General features: G+C 56.5%; 16 protein-coding genes. All 16 read left to right on the top strand.

Annotated elements, in window-relative coordinates; genetic code table 11:
* Positions 1-184: 184 nt before the first annotated feature.
* The 16 genes from rpmH (at position 185) to atpG (ending at position 14,289) form a co-directional block, all read left to right on the top strand.
* Complete coding sequence (gene rpmH, locus PGR6_RS29840) at positions 185-319, top strand: 50S ribosomal protein L34 (RefSeq protein WP_003213577.1); 135 nt, start codon at positions 185-187, stop codon at positions 317-319.
* Positions 320-335: 16 nt separating this feature from the next.
* On the top strand, positions 336-737 hold the full coding sequence (gene rnpA / locus PGR6_RS28980) for a ribonuclease P protein component (RefSeq protein WP_026286513.1): 402 nt from the start codon (positions 336-338) through the stop codon (positions 735-737).
* Complete coding sequence (gene yidD / locus PGR6_RS29835) at positions 730-975, top strand: membrane protein insertion efficiency factor YidD (RefSeq protein ID WP_003213574.1); 246 nt, start codon at positions 730-732, stop codon at positions 973-975. The genes rnpA and yidD overlap by 8 nt, the downstream gene beginning before the upstream one ends.
* Positions 976-977: 2 nt before the next feature.
* Complete coding sequence (gene yidC, locus PGR6_RS28975; protein ID WP_018927323.1) at positions 978-2,663, top strand: membrane protein insertase YidC; 1,686 nt, start codon at positions 978-980, stop codon at positions 2,661-2,663.
* 79 nt (positions 2,664-2,742) lie between these two features.
* Positions 2,743-4,113, top strand: a complete 1,371-nt coding sequence (gene mnmE, locus PGR6_RS28970) for a tRNA uridine-5-carboxymethylaminomethyl(34) synthesis GTPase MnmE (protein WP_064621183.1) — start codon at positions 2,743-2,745, stop codon at positions 4,111-4,113.
* Between the two features lie 550 nt (positions 4,114-4,663).
* Positions 4,664-6,562, top strand: coding sequence for a tRNA uridine-5-carboxymethylaminomethyl(34) synthesis enzyme MnmG (gene mnmG, locus PGR6_RS28965; RefSeq protein WP_018927325.1), 1,899 nt, complete (start codon positions 4,664-4,666; stop codon positions 6,560-6,562).
* Entirely contained in the window at positions 6,559-7,203 is a 645-nt protein-coding gene (rsmG, locus tag PGR6_RS28960; RefSeq protein ID WP_064621182.1) for a 16S rRNA (guanine(527)-N(7))-methyltransferase RsmG, read from the top strand. The genes mnmG and rsmG overlap by 4 nt, the downstream gene beginning before the upstream one ends.
* A gap of 18 nt (positions 7,204-7,221) precedes the next feature.
* A complete protein-coding gene (locus PGR6_RS28955) occupies positions 7,222-8,019 on the top strand; it encodes a ParA family protein (protein ID WP_007934331.1) in 798 nt (265 codons plus the stop codon).
* A 9-nt stretch (positions 8,020-8,028) separates the two neighbouring features.
* Entirely contained in the window at positions 8,029-8,901 is an 873-nt protein-coding gene (locus PGR6_RS28950) for a ParB/RepB/Spo0J family partition protein (RefSeq protein WP_007934333.1), read from the top strand.
* A gap of 148 nt (positions 8,902-9,049) precedes the next feature.
* Positions 9,050-9,457, top strand: a complete 408-nt coding sequence (locus PGR6_RS28945) for a F0F1 ATP synthase subunit I (RefSeq protein ID WP_064621181.1) — start codon at positions 9,050-9,052, stop codon at positions 9,455-9,457.
* Between the two features lie 16 nt (positions 9,458-9,473).
* Entirely contained in the window at positions 9,474-10,343 is an 870-nt protein-coding gene (gene atpB, locus PGR6_RS28940; protein ID WP_007934337.1) for a F0F1 ATP synthase subunit A, read from the top strand.
* 133 nt (positions 10,344-10,476) lie between these two features.
* On the top strand, positions 10,477-10,734 hold the full coding sequence (gene atpE / locus PGR6_RS28935) for a F0F1 ATP synthase subunit C (protein WP_003097235.1): 258 nt from the start codon (positions 10,477-10,479) through the stop codon (positions 10,732-10,734).
* 58 nt (positions 10,735-10,792) lie between these two features.
* Positions 10,793-11,263, top strand: a complete 471-nt coding sequence (locus PGR6_RS28930; RefSeq protein WP_064621180.1) for a F0F1 ATP synthase subunit B — start codon at positions 10,793-10,795, stop codon at positions 11,261-11,263.
* Between the two features lie 12 nt (positions 11,264-11,275).
* Positions 11,276-11,812 carry a F0F1 ATP synthase subunit delta gene (locus PGR6_RS28925; protein WP_064621179.1) on the top strand — a complete coding sequence of 179 codons (537 nt, stop codon included), beginning with the start codon at positions 11,276-11,278 and terminating at the stop codon, positions 11,810-11,812.
* Positions 11,813-11,833: 21 nt separating this feature from the next.
* Complete coding sequence (atpA, locus tag PGR6_RS28920; protein ID WP_007969905.1) at positions 11,834-13,378, top strand: F0F1 ATP synthase subunit alpha; 1,545 nt, start codon at positions 11,834-11,836, stop codon at positions 13,376-13,378.
* 50 nt (positions 13,379-13,428) lie between these two features.
* Positions 13,429-14,289, top strand: a complete 861-nt coding sequence (gene atpG / locus PGR6_RS28915) for a F0F1 ATP synthase subunit gamma (protein WP_007934344.1) — start codon at positions 13,429-13,431, stop codon at positions 14,287-14,289.
* Positions 14,290-14,305: the final 16 nt, after the last annotated feature.

The following is a 14,305-nucleotide window of genomic DNA, read 5'->3' as shown; positions in this document are numbered from 1 at the left end:
AAATAATTCCCTTCTTTATTTCTATATCTAGCGAACGACCTGCGGACGAGCAAATCCTCTGGAGATCTATTTATAAGGAAACGTTGGTTGGAAATTGACCTAGAGGCTTGCTTTCTCTAGAATCCCCGGTCTCTTAAAACGGGGGCCATTCCGGCCCGTTGTGGACGAACCAGGTAACACGACAATGAAACGTACTTTCCAACCAAGCACTATCAAACGCGCTCGTACCCACGGTTTCCGTGCTCGCATGGCTACCAAGAACGGTCGTGCCGTCCTGTCGCGTCGTCGCGCCAAAGGTCGTGCGCGTCTGGCAGTTTGATAATCCGGCACTGGAGGTGAGTCAGGACTTCAGTCGGGATAAGCGTCTGCTTACTCCCCGGCATTTCAAGGCAGTCTTTGACTCCCCTACCGGCAAGGTTCCGGGGAAAAATCTCCTGCTCCTTGCGCGCAATAACGATCTTGATCACCCCCGTCTCGGGCTGGTTATCGGGAAAAAGAGCGTAAAGCTCTCCGTCGAGCGCAATCGCCTCAAACGTCTGATGCGCGAATCGTTTCGCCTGAACCAGGATTCACTGGTCGGTTGGGACATTGTTATCGTCGCGCGCAAAGGTTTGGGTGACGTAGAAAACCCCGAATTGATTCAGCATTTCGGCAAACTCTGGAAACGTCTGGCACGCAGCAAGCCGGTACCAGCAGTCAAAGCCGAAACTGTAGGGGTAGACAGTCCCGATGCGTAAACTGGCACTCGTTCCGATCCAGTTTTATCGCTATGCCATTAGTCCCCTGATGGCCAATCACTGTCGTTTCTACCCCAGTTGTTCCTGCTACGCGTTAGAAGCCATAGAAAATCATGGCCTTCTGCGCGGTGGCTGGCTGACCTTTCGTCGTTTAGGTCGCTGTCATCCGTGGAATCCCGGTGGTTATGACCCGGTTCCACCTATCCCTACCTCCCGTTCTTCTTCGATGGCCGAGTAATCATGGATATCAAACGCACGATCCTGATCGTCGCCCTGGCAATCGTGTCCTACGTTATGGTTCTTAAATGGAACCAGGACTATGGCCAGGCTGCCCTGCCGACTCAGAATGTTGCTTCCAGTACTACCGCACCGGGTCTACCGGATACGGCGACTGGCAATAATGCTTCCGCCAGTGACGACATCCCGCGCGCCGCAAGCGATACCAGTGCAACTGCACCTGCTGAAACGCCAGTGGCTGCAAGCAAAGACCTCATCCAGATCAAAACGGATGTGCTCAACCTGGCCATCGATCCACAAGGTGGCGATGTTGCCCAGTTGACGCTGCCGCTGTATCCACGTCGCCAGGACCATCCGGAAATTCCATTCCAGTTGTTCGATAACGGCAACGAGCGGACTTATCTGGCTCAGAGCGGCCTGATCGGCACCAACGGTCCGGACGCAAGTCCTGCCGGTCGTCCGGTTTACTCCTCCGAGAAGAAGATTTATCAACTGGCTGACGGTCAGGACCAATTGGTCGTGGACCTGAAGTTCAGCAAGGACGGCGTCAACTACATCAAGCGTTTCACCCTGAAACGTGGCCTGTATGACGTAACCGTTTCCTACCTGATCGACAACCAGAGCGCTCAGCCCTGGTCCGGTGCAATGTTCGCGCAACTGAAGCGTGACGCCAGTTCCGATCCTTCTTCCAGCACTGCCACCGGCACCGCGACTTACCTGGGCGCCGCCCTGTGGACAAGTAACGAGCCGTACAAGAAAGTGTCGATGAAGGACATGGACAAGGCTCAGCTGAAAGAAACCGTCAGCGGTGGCTGGGTTGCCTGGTTGCAGCACTATTTCGTGACCGCATGGATTCCGGCCAAGGGCGAAAACAACGTCGTCCAGACCCGTAAAGACAGCAAAGGCAACTACATCATCGGCTACACCGGTCCTTCGCTGACTGCTGCGCCAGGTGCCAAAGTTGAAACCAGCGCCGTTCTGTACGCAGGTCCAAAAAGCCAGGCTGTGCTGAAACAGTTATCCCCAGGTCTGGAACTGACCGTCGACTACGGCATTCTGTGGTTCATTGCCCAGCCAATCTTCTGGTTGCTGCAACATATCCACGCACTGGTTGGTAACTGGGGCTTCTCGATCATCTTCCTGACCATGCTGATCAAGGGGATTTTCTTCCCGCTGTCGGCCGCCAGCTACAAATCCATGGCGCGCATGCGTGCAGTGGCACCGAAACTGGCCGCGCTGAAAGAGCAACATGGCGAAGACCGGCAGAAAATGTCGCAAGCCATGATGGAGCTGTACAAGAAAGAGAAGATCAATCCACTGGGTGGCTGCTTGCCAATCCTGGTGCAGATGCCGGTTTTCCTTTCGCTGTACTGGGTTCTGCTGGAAAGCGTGGAAATGCGCCAGGCGCCATTCATGCTGTGGATTACTGACCTGTCGATCAAGGATCCGTTCTTCATTCTGCCGATCATCATGGGCGCAACCATGTTCATCCAGCAGCAGTTGAACCCGACGCCTCCGGATCCAATGCAGGCCAAGGTGATGAAGCTGATGCCAATCATCTTCACCTTCTTCTTCCTGTGGTTCCCGGCCGGTCTGGTACTGTACTGGGTAGTGAACAACTGCCTGTCGATCGCCCAACAGTGGTACATCACTCGTAAGATCGAAGCGGCTACCAAAGCAGCTGCCTGATTTACACTGTGGATAACCACTCAAAACGCCCCCTAGTGGGGCGTTTTGCTATCTGTCACTTTTGTCTGGATACCGGTTTATGAGCGTTCCTCGTGAAACCATCGCTGCCGTTGCCACCGCTCAAGGTCGCGGCGGTGTGGGCATCGTCCGTATTTCCGGGCCGCTGGCGAGTGTGGCGGCCAAAGCCATCAGCGGCCGCGAGCTGAAACCGCGGTTCGCCCATTACGGCCCGTTCCTCAGTGAAAACGAAGAGGTGCTGGACGAAGGCATCGCACTGTATTTCCCGGGACCGAATTCGTTCACCGGCGAAGATGTGCTGGAGCTGCAGGGCCACGGCGGACCAATCGTCCTGGATATGTTGCTCAAACGCTGCCTTGAACTGGGCTGCCGTCTGGCCCGACCGGGTGAATTCAGCGAGCGCGCCTTCCTCAATGACAAGCTTGATCTGGCTCAGGCCGAAGCCATTGCCGACCTGATCGAGGCGAGTTCTGCACAGGCAGCACGAAATGCCCTGCGTTCGTTGCAAGGGGCGTTTTCCCAGCGTGTGCATAACCTAACCGAGCAATTGATAGGCCTGCGCATTTACGTCGAAGCGGCTATCGACTTCCCCGAAGAAGAAATCGACTTCCTCGCCGATGGCCACGTGCTGAGCATGCTGGACAAAGTGCGCGACGAATTATCCACAGTGCTTCGGGAAGCCGGGCAGGGGGCCTTGCTGCGTGACGGCATGACGGTAGTCATCGCCGGTCGGCCGAATGCCGGCAAGTCCAGCCTTCTGAATGCCCTGGCCGGACGTGAAGCCGCGATCGTGACCGAGATTGCCGGCACGACCCGGGACATTCTTCGCGAACATATCCACATCGATGGCATGCCGTTGCATGTGGTCGACACTGCCGGGCTGCGGGATACCGACGATCAGGTCGAGAAAATCGGCGTCGAACGGGCATTGAAAGCCATCGGCGAGGCGGATCGGGTATTGCTGGTGGTCGATGCCACGGCTCCCGAGGCCATTGATCCATTTGCCTTGTGGCCTGAATTCCTCGAAACCCGCCCGGATCCGGCAAAAGTGACGCTGATTCGTAACAAGGCAGACCTGACGGGCGAAGCAATTGCCCTGGAAGTCAGTAACGATGGCCACGTCACGATCAGCCTCAGTGCCAGGTCCGCCGGCGAAGGCCTGGAGTTGTTGCGCGAGCATCTCAAGGCCTGCATGGGTTACGAGCAGACCTCTGAAAGCAGCTTCAGTGCTCGCAGGCGTCACCTGGAGGCACTGCGCCATGCGAGTGCGTCCCTCGAACACGGCCGCGCACAGCTGACGTTAGCGGGTGCCGGTGAACTGCTGGCCGAAGATTTGCGGCAAGCCCAGCAGTCTTTGGGCGAGATCACCGGGGCATTCAGCTCCGATGATCTGCTGGGCAGGATCTTTTCCAGCTTCTGCATCGGTAAATAGTCCTTCTGCGTTACCCACAGACAGGCCGTTCTGGCCTGTCTGCCCCTCTTCTTCTGAAATAGCCCTCCGCTCCCGAGCAGATTTTTCTGTTCGGGCAGATTTTCCGTGCCCGGGATTTGCTCGGTCAGCCCTTTTCTGTGGATTAAGCCCTGTGAATAACTGTCGCTAAGGGCAGTTGATAACAAGGCCTCAAAACTGAAGATAACCGCCTCTGTGGATAACAGCCCCTTTCATCCACAGGCTTACACCGGTTATCCAAGGGCCTCCTCGGCACATGACCACAGGGTTTTGAATCTCTGTACACATTGAAAATAAAGGCCTGTATGAATCTATCCACAGAAAGGTTGGTCAGTAGAAATAAACATAAAAACAAAGATTTAATAAATTTCTCTCTTTTTAATTTCTATAACCCCGACTTCTCCACAGCTGGTTAAATTTTGTGCAAAGGGTTCTTTAGGAAGGGCGAAGTCCCTATACTTGCCGACCAGGTCCAAGAACCTGAGCTCAAACTATTCCGGATTACCTGACTAAAGCAGGCACGAGGTGCGTGGTGGATTTCCCTTCCCGTTTTGAAGTGATCGTCATCGGCGGCGGTCATGCCGGTACCGAGGCAGCACTTGCATCAGCACGTATGGGGGCAAAAACCCTGTTGCTGACGCATAACGTGGAAACCCTCGGTGCCATGAGCTGCAATCCCGCCATTGGTGGGATCGGTAAAAGCCATCTGGTCAAGGAAATCGATGCCCTGGGCGGCGCGATGGCCATGGCTACCGATAAAGGTGGTATTCAATTTCGCGTATTGAACAGCCGCAAAGGCCCGGCCGTGCGTGCAACTCGCGCCCAGGCAGATCGGGTTCTGTACAAGGCCGCTGTCCGCGAAGCTTTGGAAAACCAGCCGAACCTGTGGATATTTCAACAGGCCGCGGACGACCTGATCGTCGAACAGGAACAAGTGCGCGGCGTTGTCACGCAAATGGGCCTGCGTTTCTTCGCCGACTCCGTGGTGCTGACGACGGGCACCTTCCTCGGTGGACTTATCCACATCGGCATGCAGAATTATTCCGGCGGTCGCGCCGGTGATCCGCCTTCGATTGCTTTGGCACGTCGTCTGCGTGAACTGCCATTGCGTGTCGGTCGCCTGAAAACCGGTACTCCGCCGCGTATCGACGGTCGGTCTGTGGATTTCTCGGTCATGACCGAGCAAGCCGGTGATACGCCGATCCCGGTCATGTCGTTCATGGGCTCCAAAGAACAGCACCCGAAACAGGTCAGTTGCTGGATCACCCACACCAACGCCCGGACCCACGAAATCATTGCCGCCAACCTCGACCGTTCGCCGATGTATTCCGATGCCGGGTTGATCGAAGGCATCGGCCCACGTTATTGCCCATCGATCGAAGACAAGATCCACCGCTTTGCCGACAAGGAAAGCCACCAGGTCTTCATCGAACCGGAAGGGTTGACCACTCACGAGCTGTACCCGAACGGGATATCCACATCCTTGCCGTTCGACGTGCAATTGCAGATCGTGCAATCGATCCGCGGCATGGAAAACGCGCACATCGTGCGTCCGGGCTACGCCATCGAGTACGACTACTTCGACCCGCGTGACCTGAAGTACAGCCTGGAAACCAAAGTGATCGCCGGTCTGTTCTTCGCCGGGCAAATCAACGGCACCACCGGTTACGAAGAAGCCGGCGCCCAGGGTTTGCTGGCTGGAGCCAACGCCGCACTGCGAGCCCAGGGCAAAGATGCCTGGTGCCCGCGTCGTGATGAAGCGTACATCGGCGTTTTGGTTGACGACCTGATTACCCTCGGTACCCAGGAACCGTATCGGATGTTCACATCCCGCGCCGAATACCGCTTGATTCTGCGCGAAGACAACGCCGACCTGCGCCTGACCGAAAAAGGTCGCGAACTGGGTCTGGTGGATGACGCGCGTTGGGCGGCTTTCTGCAAAAAACGCGAAAGCATCGATCTGGAAGAACAACGCCTGAAAAGTACCTGGGTTCGCCCGGGCACCGAGCAGGGCGATGCGATTGCCGAGAAGTTCGGCACGCCGCTGACCCACGAATACAATTTGCTCAACCTGCTGAGCCGTCCGGAAATCGACTACGCTGGTCTGATCGCCGTGACTGGCGGGGGCGCAGAAGATCCACAGGTCGCCGAACAGGTCGAAATCAAGACCAAATACGCCGGTTACATCGACCGTCAACAGGATGAAATCGCACGCCTGCGGGCCAGCGAAGACACCAAACTGCCTGTGGATATCGATTACACGAACATCTCCGGTCTCTCCAAGGAGATCCAGAGCAAGCTCGGTGCGACCCGTCCAGAGACTTTGGGCCAGGCGTCGCGTATTCCGGGCGTGACCCCAGCGGCGATTTCGCTGTTGATGATTCATTTGAAAAAACGCGGCGCGGGCCGTCAGTTGGAGCAAAGCGCTTGAGTTCGTTGGTTACCTCGCAACATGCAGAAGAGTTATCCACAGGTGCTCGCCAGCTCGGTGTCACACTGACGGAAACCCAGCACGCTCAGCTGCTGGGTTATCTGGCTTTGTTGATCAAATGGAACAAGGCTTACAACCTGACCGCCGTGCGTGATCCGGACGAAATGGTCTCCCGTCACCTGCTCGATAGCTTGAGCGTGATGTCGTTCGTCGAAAATGGTCGCTGGCTGGACGTTGGCAGCGGCGGAGGCATGCCGGGTATTCCGTTGGCGATCCTGTTTCCTGAGTCCCAGGTGACCTGTCTGGACAGCAACGGCAAGAAAACCCGCTTCCTGACCCAGGTCAAACTCGAACTCAAACTGGATAACCTGCAAGTTATCCACAGTCGCGTCGAAGCCTTCCAGCCTGAACTGCCATTCAACGGGATCATTTCCCGGGCGTTCAGCAGCATGGAAAACTTCAGCAACTGGACTCGCCATTTGGGCGACGCCGACACACGCTGGCTGGCAATGAAGGGCGTTCATCCCGCCGATGAGCTGGTAGCATTGCCGGCAGACTTCCACCTCGATAGCGAACACGCCCTGGCCGTACCCGGTTGCCAAGGCCAACGCCATCTGCTGATACTGCGCCGCACGGCATGATTGGGAACACAAGCAAGAATGGCTAAGGTATTCGCGATAGCGAACCAAAAGGGTGGTGTGGGCAAGACCACCACCTGCATCAACCTCGCAGCTTCCCTGGTCGCTACCAAGCGTCGGGTGCTGTTGATCGATCTTGATCCACAGGGCAACGCCACCATGGGTAGCGGTGTGGATAAACACGGTCTGGAAAACTCGGTCTACGATCTGTTGATCGGCGAATGTGATCTGGCCCAGGCCATGCACTATTCCGAACACGGTGGTTACCAGTTGTTGCCGGCAAACCGCGATCTGACCGCGGCCGAAGTCGTTCTGCTGGAAATGCAGATGAAGGAAAGCCGCCTGCGCAGCGCGTTGGCGCCGATCCGTGAAAACTACGATTACATTTTGATCGACTGCCCGCCATCGCTGTCGATGCTCACGCTCAATGCGCTGGTTGCCGCCGACGGGGTCATTATCCCCATGCAGTGCGAGTACTTCGCGCTCGAAGGGTTGAGCGACCTTGTGGATAACATCAAGCGCATTGCCGAACTGCTGAACCCGAACCTGAAAGTCGAAGGCCTGTTGCGGACCATGTATGACCCGCGCCTGAGCCTGATGAACGACGTCTCGGCGCAGCTCAAGGAACACTTTGGCGATCAGCTCTACGACACCGTGATTCCGCGCAACATCCGTCTGGCCGAAGCGCCAAGCTATGGCATGCCGGCGCTGGCGTACGATAAATCATCGCGCGGCGCGATTGCCTATCTGGCATTGGCCGGTGAGATGGTTCGCCGTCAACGCAAAAATTCACGCACCGCCGCTGCCCAGGCAACTTAAGGAATCCCCATGGCCGTCAAGAAACGAGGTCTCGGACGTGGACTGGATGCACTGCTGAGTGGTCCGACTGTCAGCTCGCTGGAAGAACAAGCGGTGCAAGCCGACCAGCGTGAGCTACAGCACCTGCCCCTGGACCTGATCCAGCGTGGCAAGTACCAGCCGCGTCGCGACATGGATCCTCAGGCGCTGGAAGAGCTGGCGCAGTCGATCAAGGCTCAGGGCGTGATGCAGCCGATCGTGGTTCGCCCGATTGGCAGCGGTCGCTTCGAAATCATCGCCGGCGAACGCCGCTGGCGCGCCAGCCAGCAGGCTGGCCAGGAAACCATCCCGGCGATGGTCCGCGATGTGCCGGATGAAACCGCCATCGCCATGGCGTTGATCGAGAATATCCAGCGCGAAGACCTCAATCCGATCGAAGAAGCGGTGGCCTTGCAGCGTTTGCAGCAGGAATTCCAGCTGACTCAGCAACAAGTGGCCGAGGCTGTGGGTAAGTCCCGCGTTACCGTGGCCAACCTATTGCGCCTGATTTCGTTGCCGGAAGTCATCAAGACCATGCTGTCTCACGGCGACCTGGAAATGGGTCATGCCCGTGCCTTGCTGGGTTTACCGGAAAACCAACAGGTTGAAGGGGCGCGACATGTTGTCGCACGGGGGCTGACTGTGCGCCAGACTGAAGCACTGGTTCGCCAGTGGTTGAGTGGCAAACCGGAGCCTGTGGAACCGGCAAAACCGGACCCGGATATCGCCCGGCTCGAGCAGCGCCTGGCCGAGCGCCTAGGCTCTGCGGTGCAGATCCGCCACGGAAAGAAGGGTAAGGGGCAGTTGGTGATCGGCTACAACTCTCTTGATGAACTTCAAGGTGTGCTCGCACACATCCGCTGAAACAATTCCTCTTGTAGCGTGAAGTCGGAAATCACTACCTGACAGTTGAATAGGGGCAGAACCGCCCCTATACTCTGCGCGCATTTTGTCGGCACAAATTATGCCAAGTTATTGAATTTCGGCAGCCGACCATTGGGGAGCAAAAGTGATGGAAAACCGCACGCCAGACCGCTTGCCTTTCCATCGATTGGCTGTTTTTCCGGTGTTAATGGCTCAATTCGTCGTTTTGCTGATTGCCGCTTTGGCGCTCTGGCGATGGTATGGAGTCGTTGCCGGGTACTCAGGACTTTGCGGAGGCCTGATAGCCTTGCTTCCCAATATTTATTTCGCTCACAGGGCATTTCGGTTTTCCGGCGCCCGAGCAGCTCAAGCTATCGTCCGGTCTTTTTATGCCGGCGAGGCGGGCAAACTGATTTTGACGGCAGTGCTGTTTGCATTGACGTTTGCAGGTGTGAAGCCATTGGCGCCGTTAGCAGTATTCGGCGTCTTCGTGCTGACCCAACTGGTCAGCTGGTTCGCTCCCCTGCTTATGAGAACAAGACTTTCGAGACCTTAGGGCGTTTGAGGCAACCATGGCAGAAACAACCGCTTCGGGCTATATCCAGCACCACTTGCAGAACCTGACCTTCGGTCAGCTACCCAACGGCGGCTGGGGCTTTGCCCACTCCGCAGCAGAAGCCAAGGAAATGGGCTTCTGGGCTTTCCACGTCGATACCCTCGGCTGGTCGGTCGCGTTGGGTCTGATCTTCGTTCTTCTTTTCCGCATGGCGGCAAAGAAGGCGACTACAGGTGTACCTGGTGCTTTGCAGAACTTCGTTGAAGTATTGGTCGAATTCGTCGATGGCAGCGTGAAAGACAGCTTCCATGGCCGTAGTCCAGTGGTTGCACCGCTGGCACTGACCATCTTCGTCTGGGTCTTCCTGATGAACGCCATCGACCTGGTACCGGTTGACTGGATTCCTCAGCTGGCCATCCTGATCTCCGGCGACCACCACATCCCGTTCCGCGCCGTGTCGACCACCGACCCGAACGCTACCTTGGCCATGGCCTTCACGGTGTTTGCGCTGATCATTTTCTACAGCATCAAGATCAAGGGCCTCGGCGGCTTCATCGGCGAGCTGACCCTGCACCCGTTCGGCAGCAAGAACATCTTTGTTCAGGCGCTGCTGATTCCGGTGAACTTCCTGCTGGAATTCGTGACCCTGATCGCCAAGCCGATCTCCCTGGCTCTGCGTCTGTTCGGCAACATGTATGCCGGTGAGCTGGTGTTCATTCTGATCGCTGTGATGTTCGGCAGCGGTCTGCTCTGGCTGAGCGGCCTGGGCGTAGTTCTGCAGTGGGCGTGGGCTGTGTTCCACATCCTGATCATCACCCTGCAGGCATTTATCTTCATGATGCTGACCATCGTCTACCTGTCGATGGCGCACGAAGAAAACCATTAAGACCAGTCTCGACTGGTCTGATGTCCCACCCGGTCAAACGGGTGGGTGCCCTAAACGGGCTATGAAACGATTTGTTTTACCGCTTTAAAATCTAAAAAACCTAAACCATACGACGTAAAAGTCGGGAGGAAAGATGGAAACTGTAGTTGGTCTAACCGCTATCGCTGTTGCACTGTTGATCGGCCTGGGCGCACTGGGTACCGCAATTGGTTTCGGCCTGCTGGGCGGCAAGTTCCTGGAAGGCGCAGCGCGTCAGCCAGAAATGGTTCCAATGCTGCAAGTTAAAATGTTCATCGTTGCCGGTCTGCTCGACGCCGTAACCATGATCGGTGTTGGTATCGCTCTGTTCTTCACCTTTGCGAACCCGTTCGTTGGTCAAATCGCTGGCTAATTACTCGGATCTTCCGGGTAATTTGGTGTGATGGACAACGTAACTGCGAGGTGTTGGCGTGAACATTAATGCGACCCTGATTGGCCAGTCCGTTGCGTTCCTGATTTTTGTACTGTTCTGCATGAAGTTCGTCTGGCCTCCGGTCATCACGGCTCTGCACGAACGTCAAAAGAAGATCGCTGATGGTCTGGACGCTGCCAGCCGAGCAGCTCGCGACCTGGAGTTGGCCCAAGAGAAAGCGGGTCAGCAACTGCGCGAAGCGAAAGCTCAGGCAGCTGAAATCATCGAGCAAGCCAAGAAACGCGGTACCCAGATTGTCGACGAAGCCCGTGAACAGGCTCGCGTCGAAGCTGACCGTGTGAAGGCTCAGGCTCAGGCCGAGATCGAACAGGAACTGAACAGCGTCAAAGACGCGCTGCGCGCCCAAGTGGGTAGCCTGGCCGTTGGCGGTGCTGCGAAGATCCTGGGCAAAGCAATCGATCAAAACGCGCACGCAGAGCTGGTTAACCAACTGGCTGCTGAAATCTAAGCGAGGGCGATCATGGCAGAACTGACCACGTTGGCCCGACCTTACGCTAAGGCGGCCTTCGAGCACGCTCAGGCCCACCAGCAACTGGCCAATTGGTCAGCCATGCTCGGCCTGGCAGCAGCGGTGTCGCAAGACGACACCATGCAGCGCGTGCTCAAGGCCCCGCGACTGACGAGCGCAGAAAAGGCCGCCACGTTCATTGACGTGTGCGGCGACAAGTTTGATGCCAAGGCACAGAACTTCATTCACGTCGTTGCCGAAAACGACCGTCTCCCGCTTCTGCCGGAGATCGCCGCTCTGTTTGACCTGTACAAGGCCGAACAAGAGAAGTCGGTAGACGTTGAAGTGACCAGTGCTTTTGCATTGAACCAAGAACAGCAAGACAAACTCGCCAAGGTTCTCAGTGCACGACTCAACCGGGAAGTGCGCCTGCAAGTCGAGGAAGACTCATCCCTTATTGGTGGTGTTGTCATCCGCGCCGGCGACCTGGTTATCGATGGCTCGATTCGCGGCAAAATCGCGAAACTTGCCGAAGCATTGAAATCTTGAGTTTGAAGGGGCAGCAGAGCAATGCAGCAACTCAATCCTTCCGAAATAAGTGAAATTATCAAGGGCCGCATCGACAAGCTCGATGTGACCTCCCAAGCCCGTAACGAAGGCACTGTCGTCAGCGTATCTGACGGTATCGTGCGGATTCACGGTCTGGCCGACGTTATGTACGGCGAGATGATCGAGTTTCCGGGCGGCGTCTTCGGTATGGCTCTCAACCTGGAGCAAGACTCTGTAGGTGCCGTTGTATTGGGCGCATACCAGACTCTGGCTGAAGGCATGAGCGCCAAGTGCACCGGCCGCATCCTCGAAGTTCCGGTTGGTAAGGAACTGCTGGGTCGCGTAGTCGACGCACTGGGTAACCCAGTTGACGGCAAAGGTCCGCTGAACAACACCGAGACCGACGCGGTCGAGAAAGTTGCTCCAGGCGTGATCTGGCGTAAGTCGGTAGACCAGCCTGTACAGACTGGCTACAAGGCTGTCGATGCGATGATCCCTGTCGGCCGTGGCCAGCGTGAGCTGATCATCGGTGATCGTCAGATCGGTAAAACCGCTCTGGCGATCGACGCGATCATCAACCAGAAAGACAGCGGCATTTTCTGCGTCTACGTAGCTATCGGTCAGAAGCAATCGACCATCGCCAACGTAGTTCGCAAGCTGGAAGAAAACGGTGCACTGGCTAACACCATCATCGTTGCAGCGAGCGCTTCGGAATCTGCAGCACTGCAATTCCTGGCACCGTACTCCGGTTGCACCATGGGCGAATACTTCCGCGATCGCGGTGAAGACGCGCTGATCGTTTATGACGATCTGTCCAAGCAAGCAGTGGCTTACCGCCAGATTTCCCTGCTGCTGCGCCGTCCACCAGGCCGTGAAGCTTACCCAGGCGACGTGTTCTATCTCCACTCCCGTCTGCTGGAGCGCGCATCCCGCGTTTCGGAAGAATACGTAGAGAAGTTCACCAACGGCGCAGTGACCGGCAAAACCGGTTCCCTGACCGCACTGCCGATCATCGAAACCCAGGCTGGCGACGTTTCCGCGTTCGTTCCGACCAACGTGATTTCCATCACCGACGGTCAGATCTTCCTGGAATCGGCCATGTTCAACTCGGGCATCCGTCCTGCTGTGAACGCCGGTGTTTCGGTATCCCGTGTGGGTGGTGCCGCTCAGACCAAGATCATCAAGAAGCTGTCCGGTGGTATCCGTACCGCTCTGGCTCAGTACCGTGAACTGGCGGCATTCGCCCAGTTCGCTTCTGACCTGGACGAAGCGACCCGTAAGCAACTTGAGCATGGTCAGCGCGTTACCGAGCTGATGAAGCAGAAGCAATACGCGCCAATGTCGATCGCCGACATGTCGCTGTCGCTGTATGCCGCTGAGCGTGGGTTCCTGACCGACGTTGAAATCGCCAAGATCGGCAGCTTCGAGCAAGCGCTGATTGCTTACTTCAACCGCGATCACGCCGACTTGATGGCGAAGATCAACGTGAAGGGTGACTTCAATGACGAAATCGATGGCGGCCTGAAAGCCGGTATCGAGAAGTTCAAGGCCACCCAAACCTGGTAAGCCGCAGCGGGAGCCTAGCGGCTCCCGCTTGCTAACCTGATAGGTGTTACATGGCAGGCGCAAAAGAGATTCGCAGTAAGATTGCGAGCATCAAAAGCACGCAAAAGATTACCAGCGCCATGGAAAAAGTGGCGGTCAGCAAAATGCGCAAGGCACAAATGCGCATGGCTGCTAGCCGTCCTTATGCGGAGCGCATCCGCCAGGTTATTGGCCATCTGGCCAACGCTAACCCGGAATATCGCCACCCGTTCATGATCGACCGTGAAGTAAAGCGCGTTGGTTATGTCGTAGTGAGCAGTGACCGTGGTCTGTGTGGTGGCTTGAACACCAACCTGTTCAAGGCTTTGGTCAAGGACATGGCGGTAAACCGCGAAAACGGCGTCGAGATCGATCTGTGTGTCGTTGGTAGCAAGGGTGCGGCTTTCTTCCGCAACTTCGGCGGTAACGTCGTTGCAGCTATCAGCCACTTGGGTGAAGAGCCGTCGATCAATGATCTGATCGGCAGCGTCAAGGTGATGCTGGATGCCTACCTGGATGGCCGTATTGACCGCCTGTCCGTGGTGTCCAACAAGTTCATCAACACCATGACACAACAGCCTACCGTGGAGCAGTTGATTCCACTGGTGGCAACCCCGGATCAAGAACTCAAGCACCACTGGGATTATCTGTACGAACCGGACGCCAAAGAGCTGCTTGACGGCTTGATGGTCCGTTACGTGGAGTCGCAGGTCTACCAGGCGGTGGTCGAGAACAACGCGGCTGAACAAGCTGCGCGGATGATCGCGATGAAGAACGCTACCGACAACGCCGGTGATTTGATCAGCGATTTGCAGCTGGTCTACAACAAGGCGCGTCAGGCTGCGATCACCCAAGAGATCTCGGAAATCGTCGGCGGCGCTGCCGCGGTTTAACGGTTCAAATATTCAG

Origin of the sequence: Pseudomonas sp. GR 6-02, assembly GCF_001655615.1 — a bacterium.
Classification (GTDB): Bacteria; Pseudomonadota; Gammaproteobacteria; order Pseudomonadales; family Pseudomonadaceae; genus Aquipseudomonas.
Note: the sequence above shows the minus strand (reverse complement) of the source record. Positions and strands in the feature narration are given on the sequence as shown.

Bases quoted from the DNA above. Each gene is read 5' to 3' on its own strand.
- PGR6_RS28950 (WP_007934333.1), top strand. From the start codon at position 8,029: ATGGCCGTCAAGAAACGAGGTCTCGGACGTGGACTGGATGCACTGCTG.
- yidC (WP_018927323.1), top strand. From the start codon at position 978: ATGGATATCAAACGCACGATCCTGATCGTCGCCCTGGCAATCGTGTCC.
- rpmH (WP_003213577.1), top strand. From the start codon at position 185: ATGAAACGTACTTTCCAACCAAGCACTATCAAACGCGCTCGTACCCAC.
- PGR6_RS28925 (WP_064621179.1), top strand. From the start codon at position 11,276: ATGGCAGAACTGACCACGTTGGCCCGACCTTACGCTAAGGCGGCCTTC.
- atpB (WP_007934337.1), top strand. From the start codon at position 9,474: ATGGCAGAAACAACCGCTTCGGGCTATATCCAGCACCACTTGCAGAAC.
- yidD (WP_003213574.1), top strand. From the start codon at position 730: ATGCGTAAACTGGCACTCGTTCCGATCCAGTTTTATCGCTATGCCATT.
- mnmE (WP_064621183.1), top strand. From the start codon at position 2,743: ATGAGCGTTCCTCGTGAAACCATCGCTGCCGTTGCCACCGCTCAAGGT.
- atpE (WP_003097235.1), top strand. From the start codon at position 10,477: ATGGAAACTGTAGTTGGTCTAACCGCTATCGCTGTTGCACTGTTGATC.
- atpA (WP_007969905.1), top strand. From the start codon at position 11,834: ATGCAGCAACTCAATCCTTCCGAAATAAGTGAAATTATCAAGGGCCGC.
- atpG (WP_007934344.1), top strand. From the start codon at position 13,429: ATGGCAGGCGCAAAAGAGATTCGCAGTAAGATTGCGAGCATCAAAAGC.
- PGR6_RS28955 (WP_007934331.1), top strand. From the start codon at position 7,222: ATGGCTAAGGTATTCGCGATAGCGAACCAAAAGGGTGGTGTGGGCAAG.
- PGR6_RS28945 (WP_064621181.1), top strand. From the start codon at position 9,050: ATGGAAAACCGCACGCCAGACCGCTTGCCTTTCCATCGATTGGCTGTT.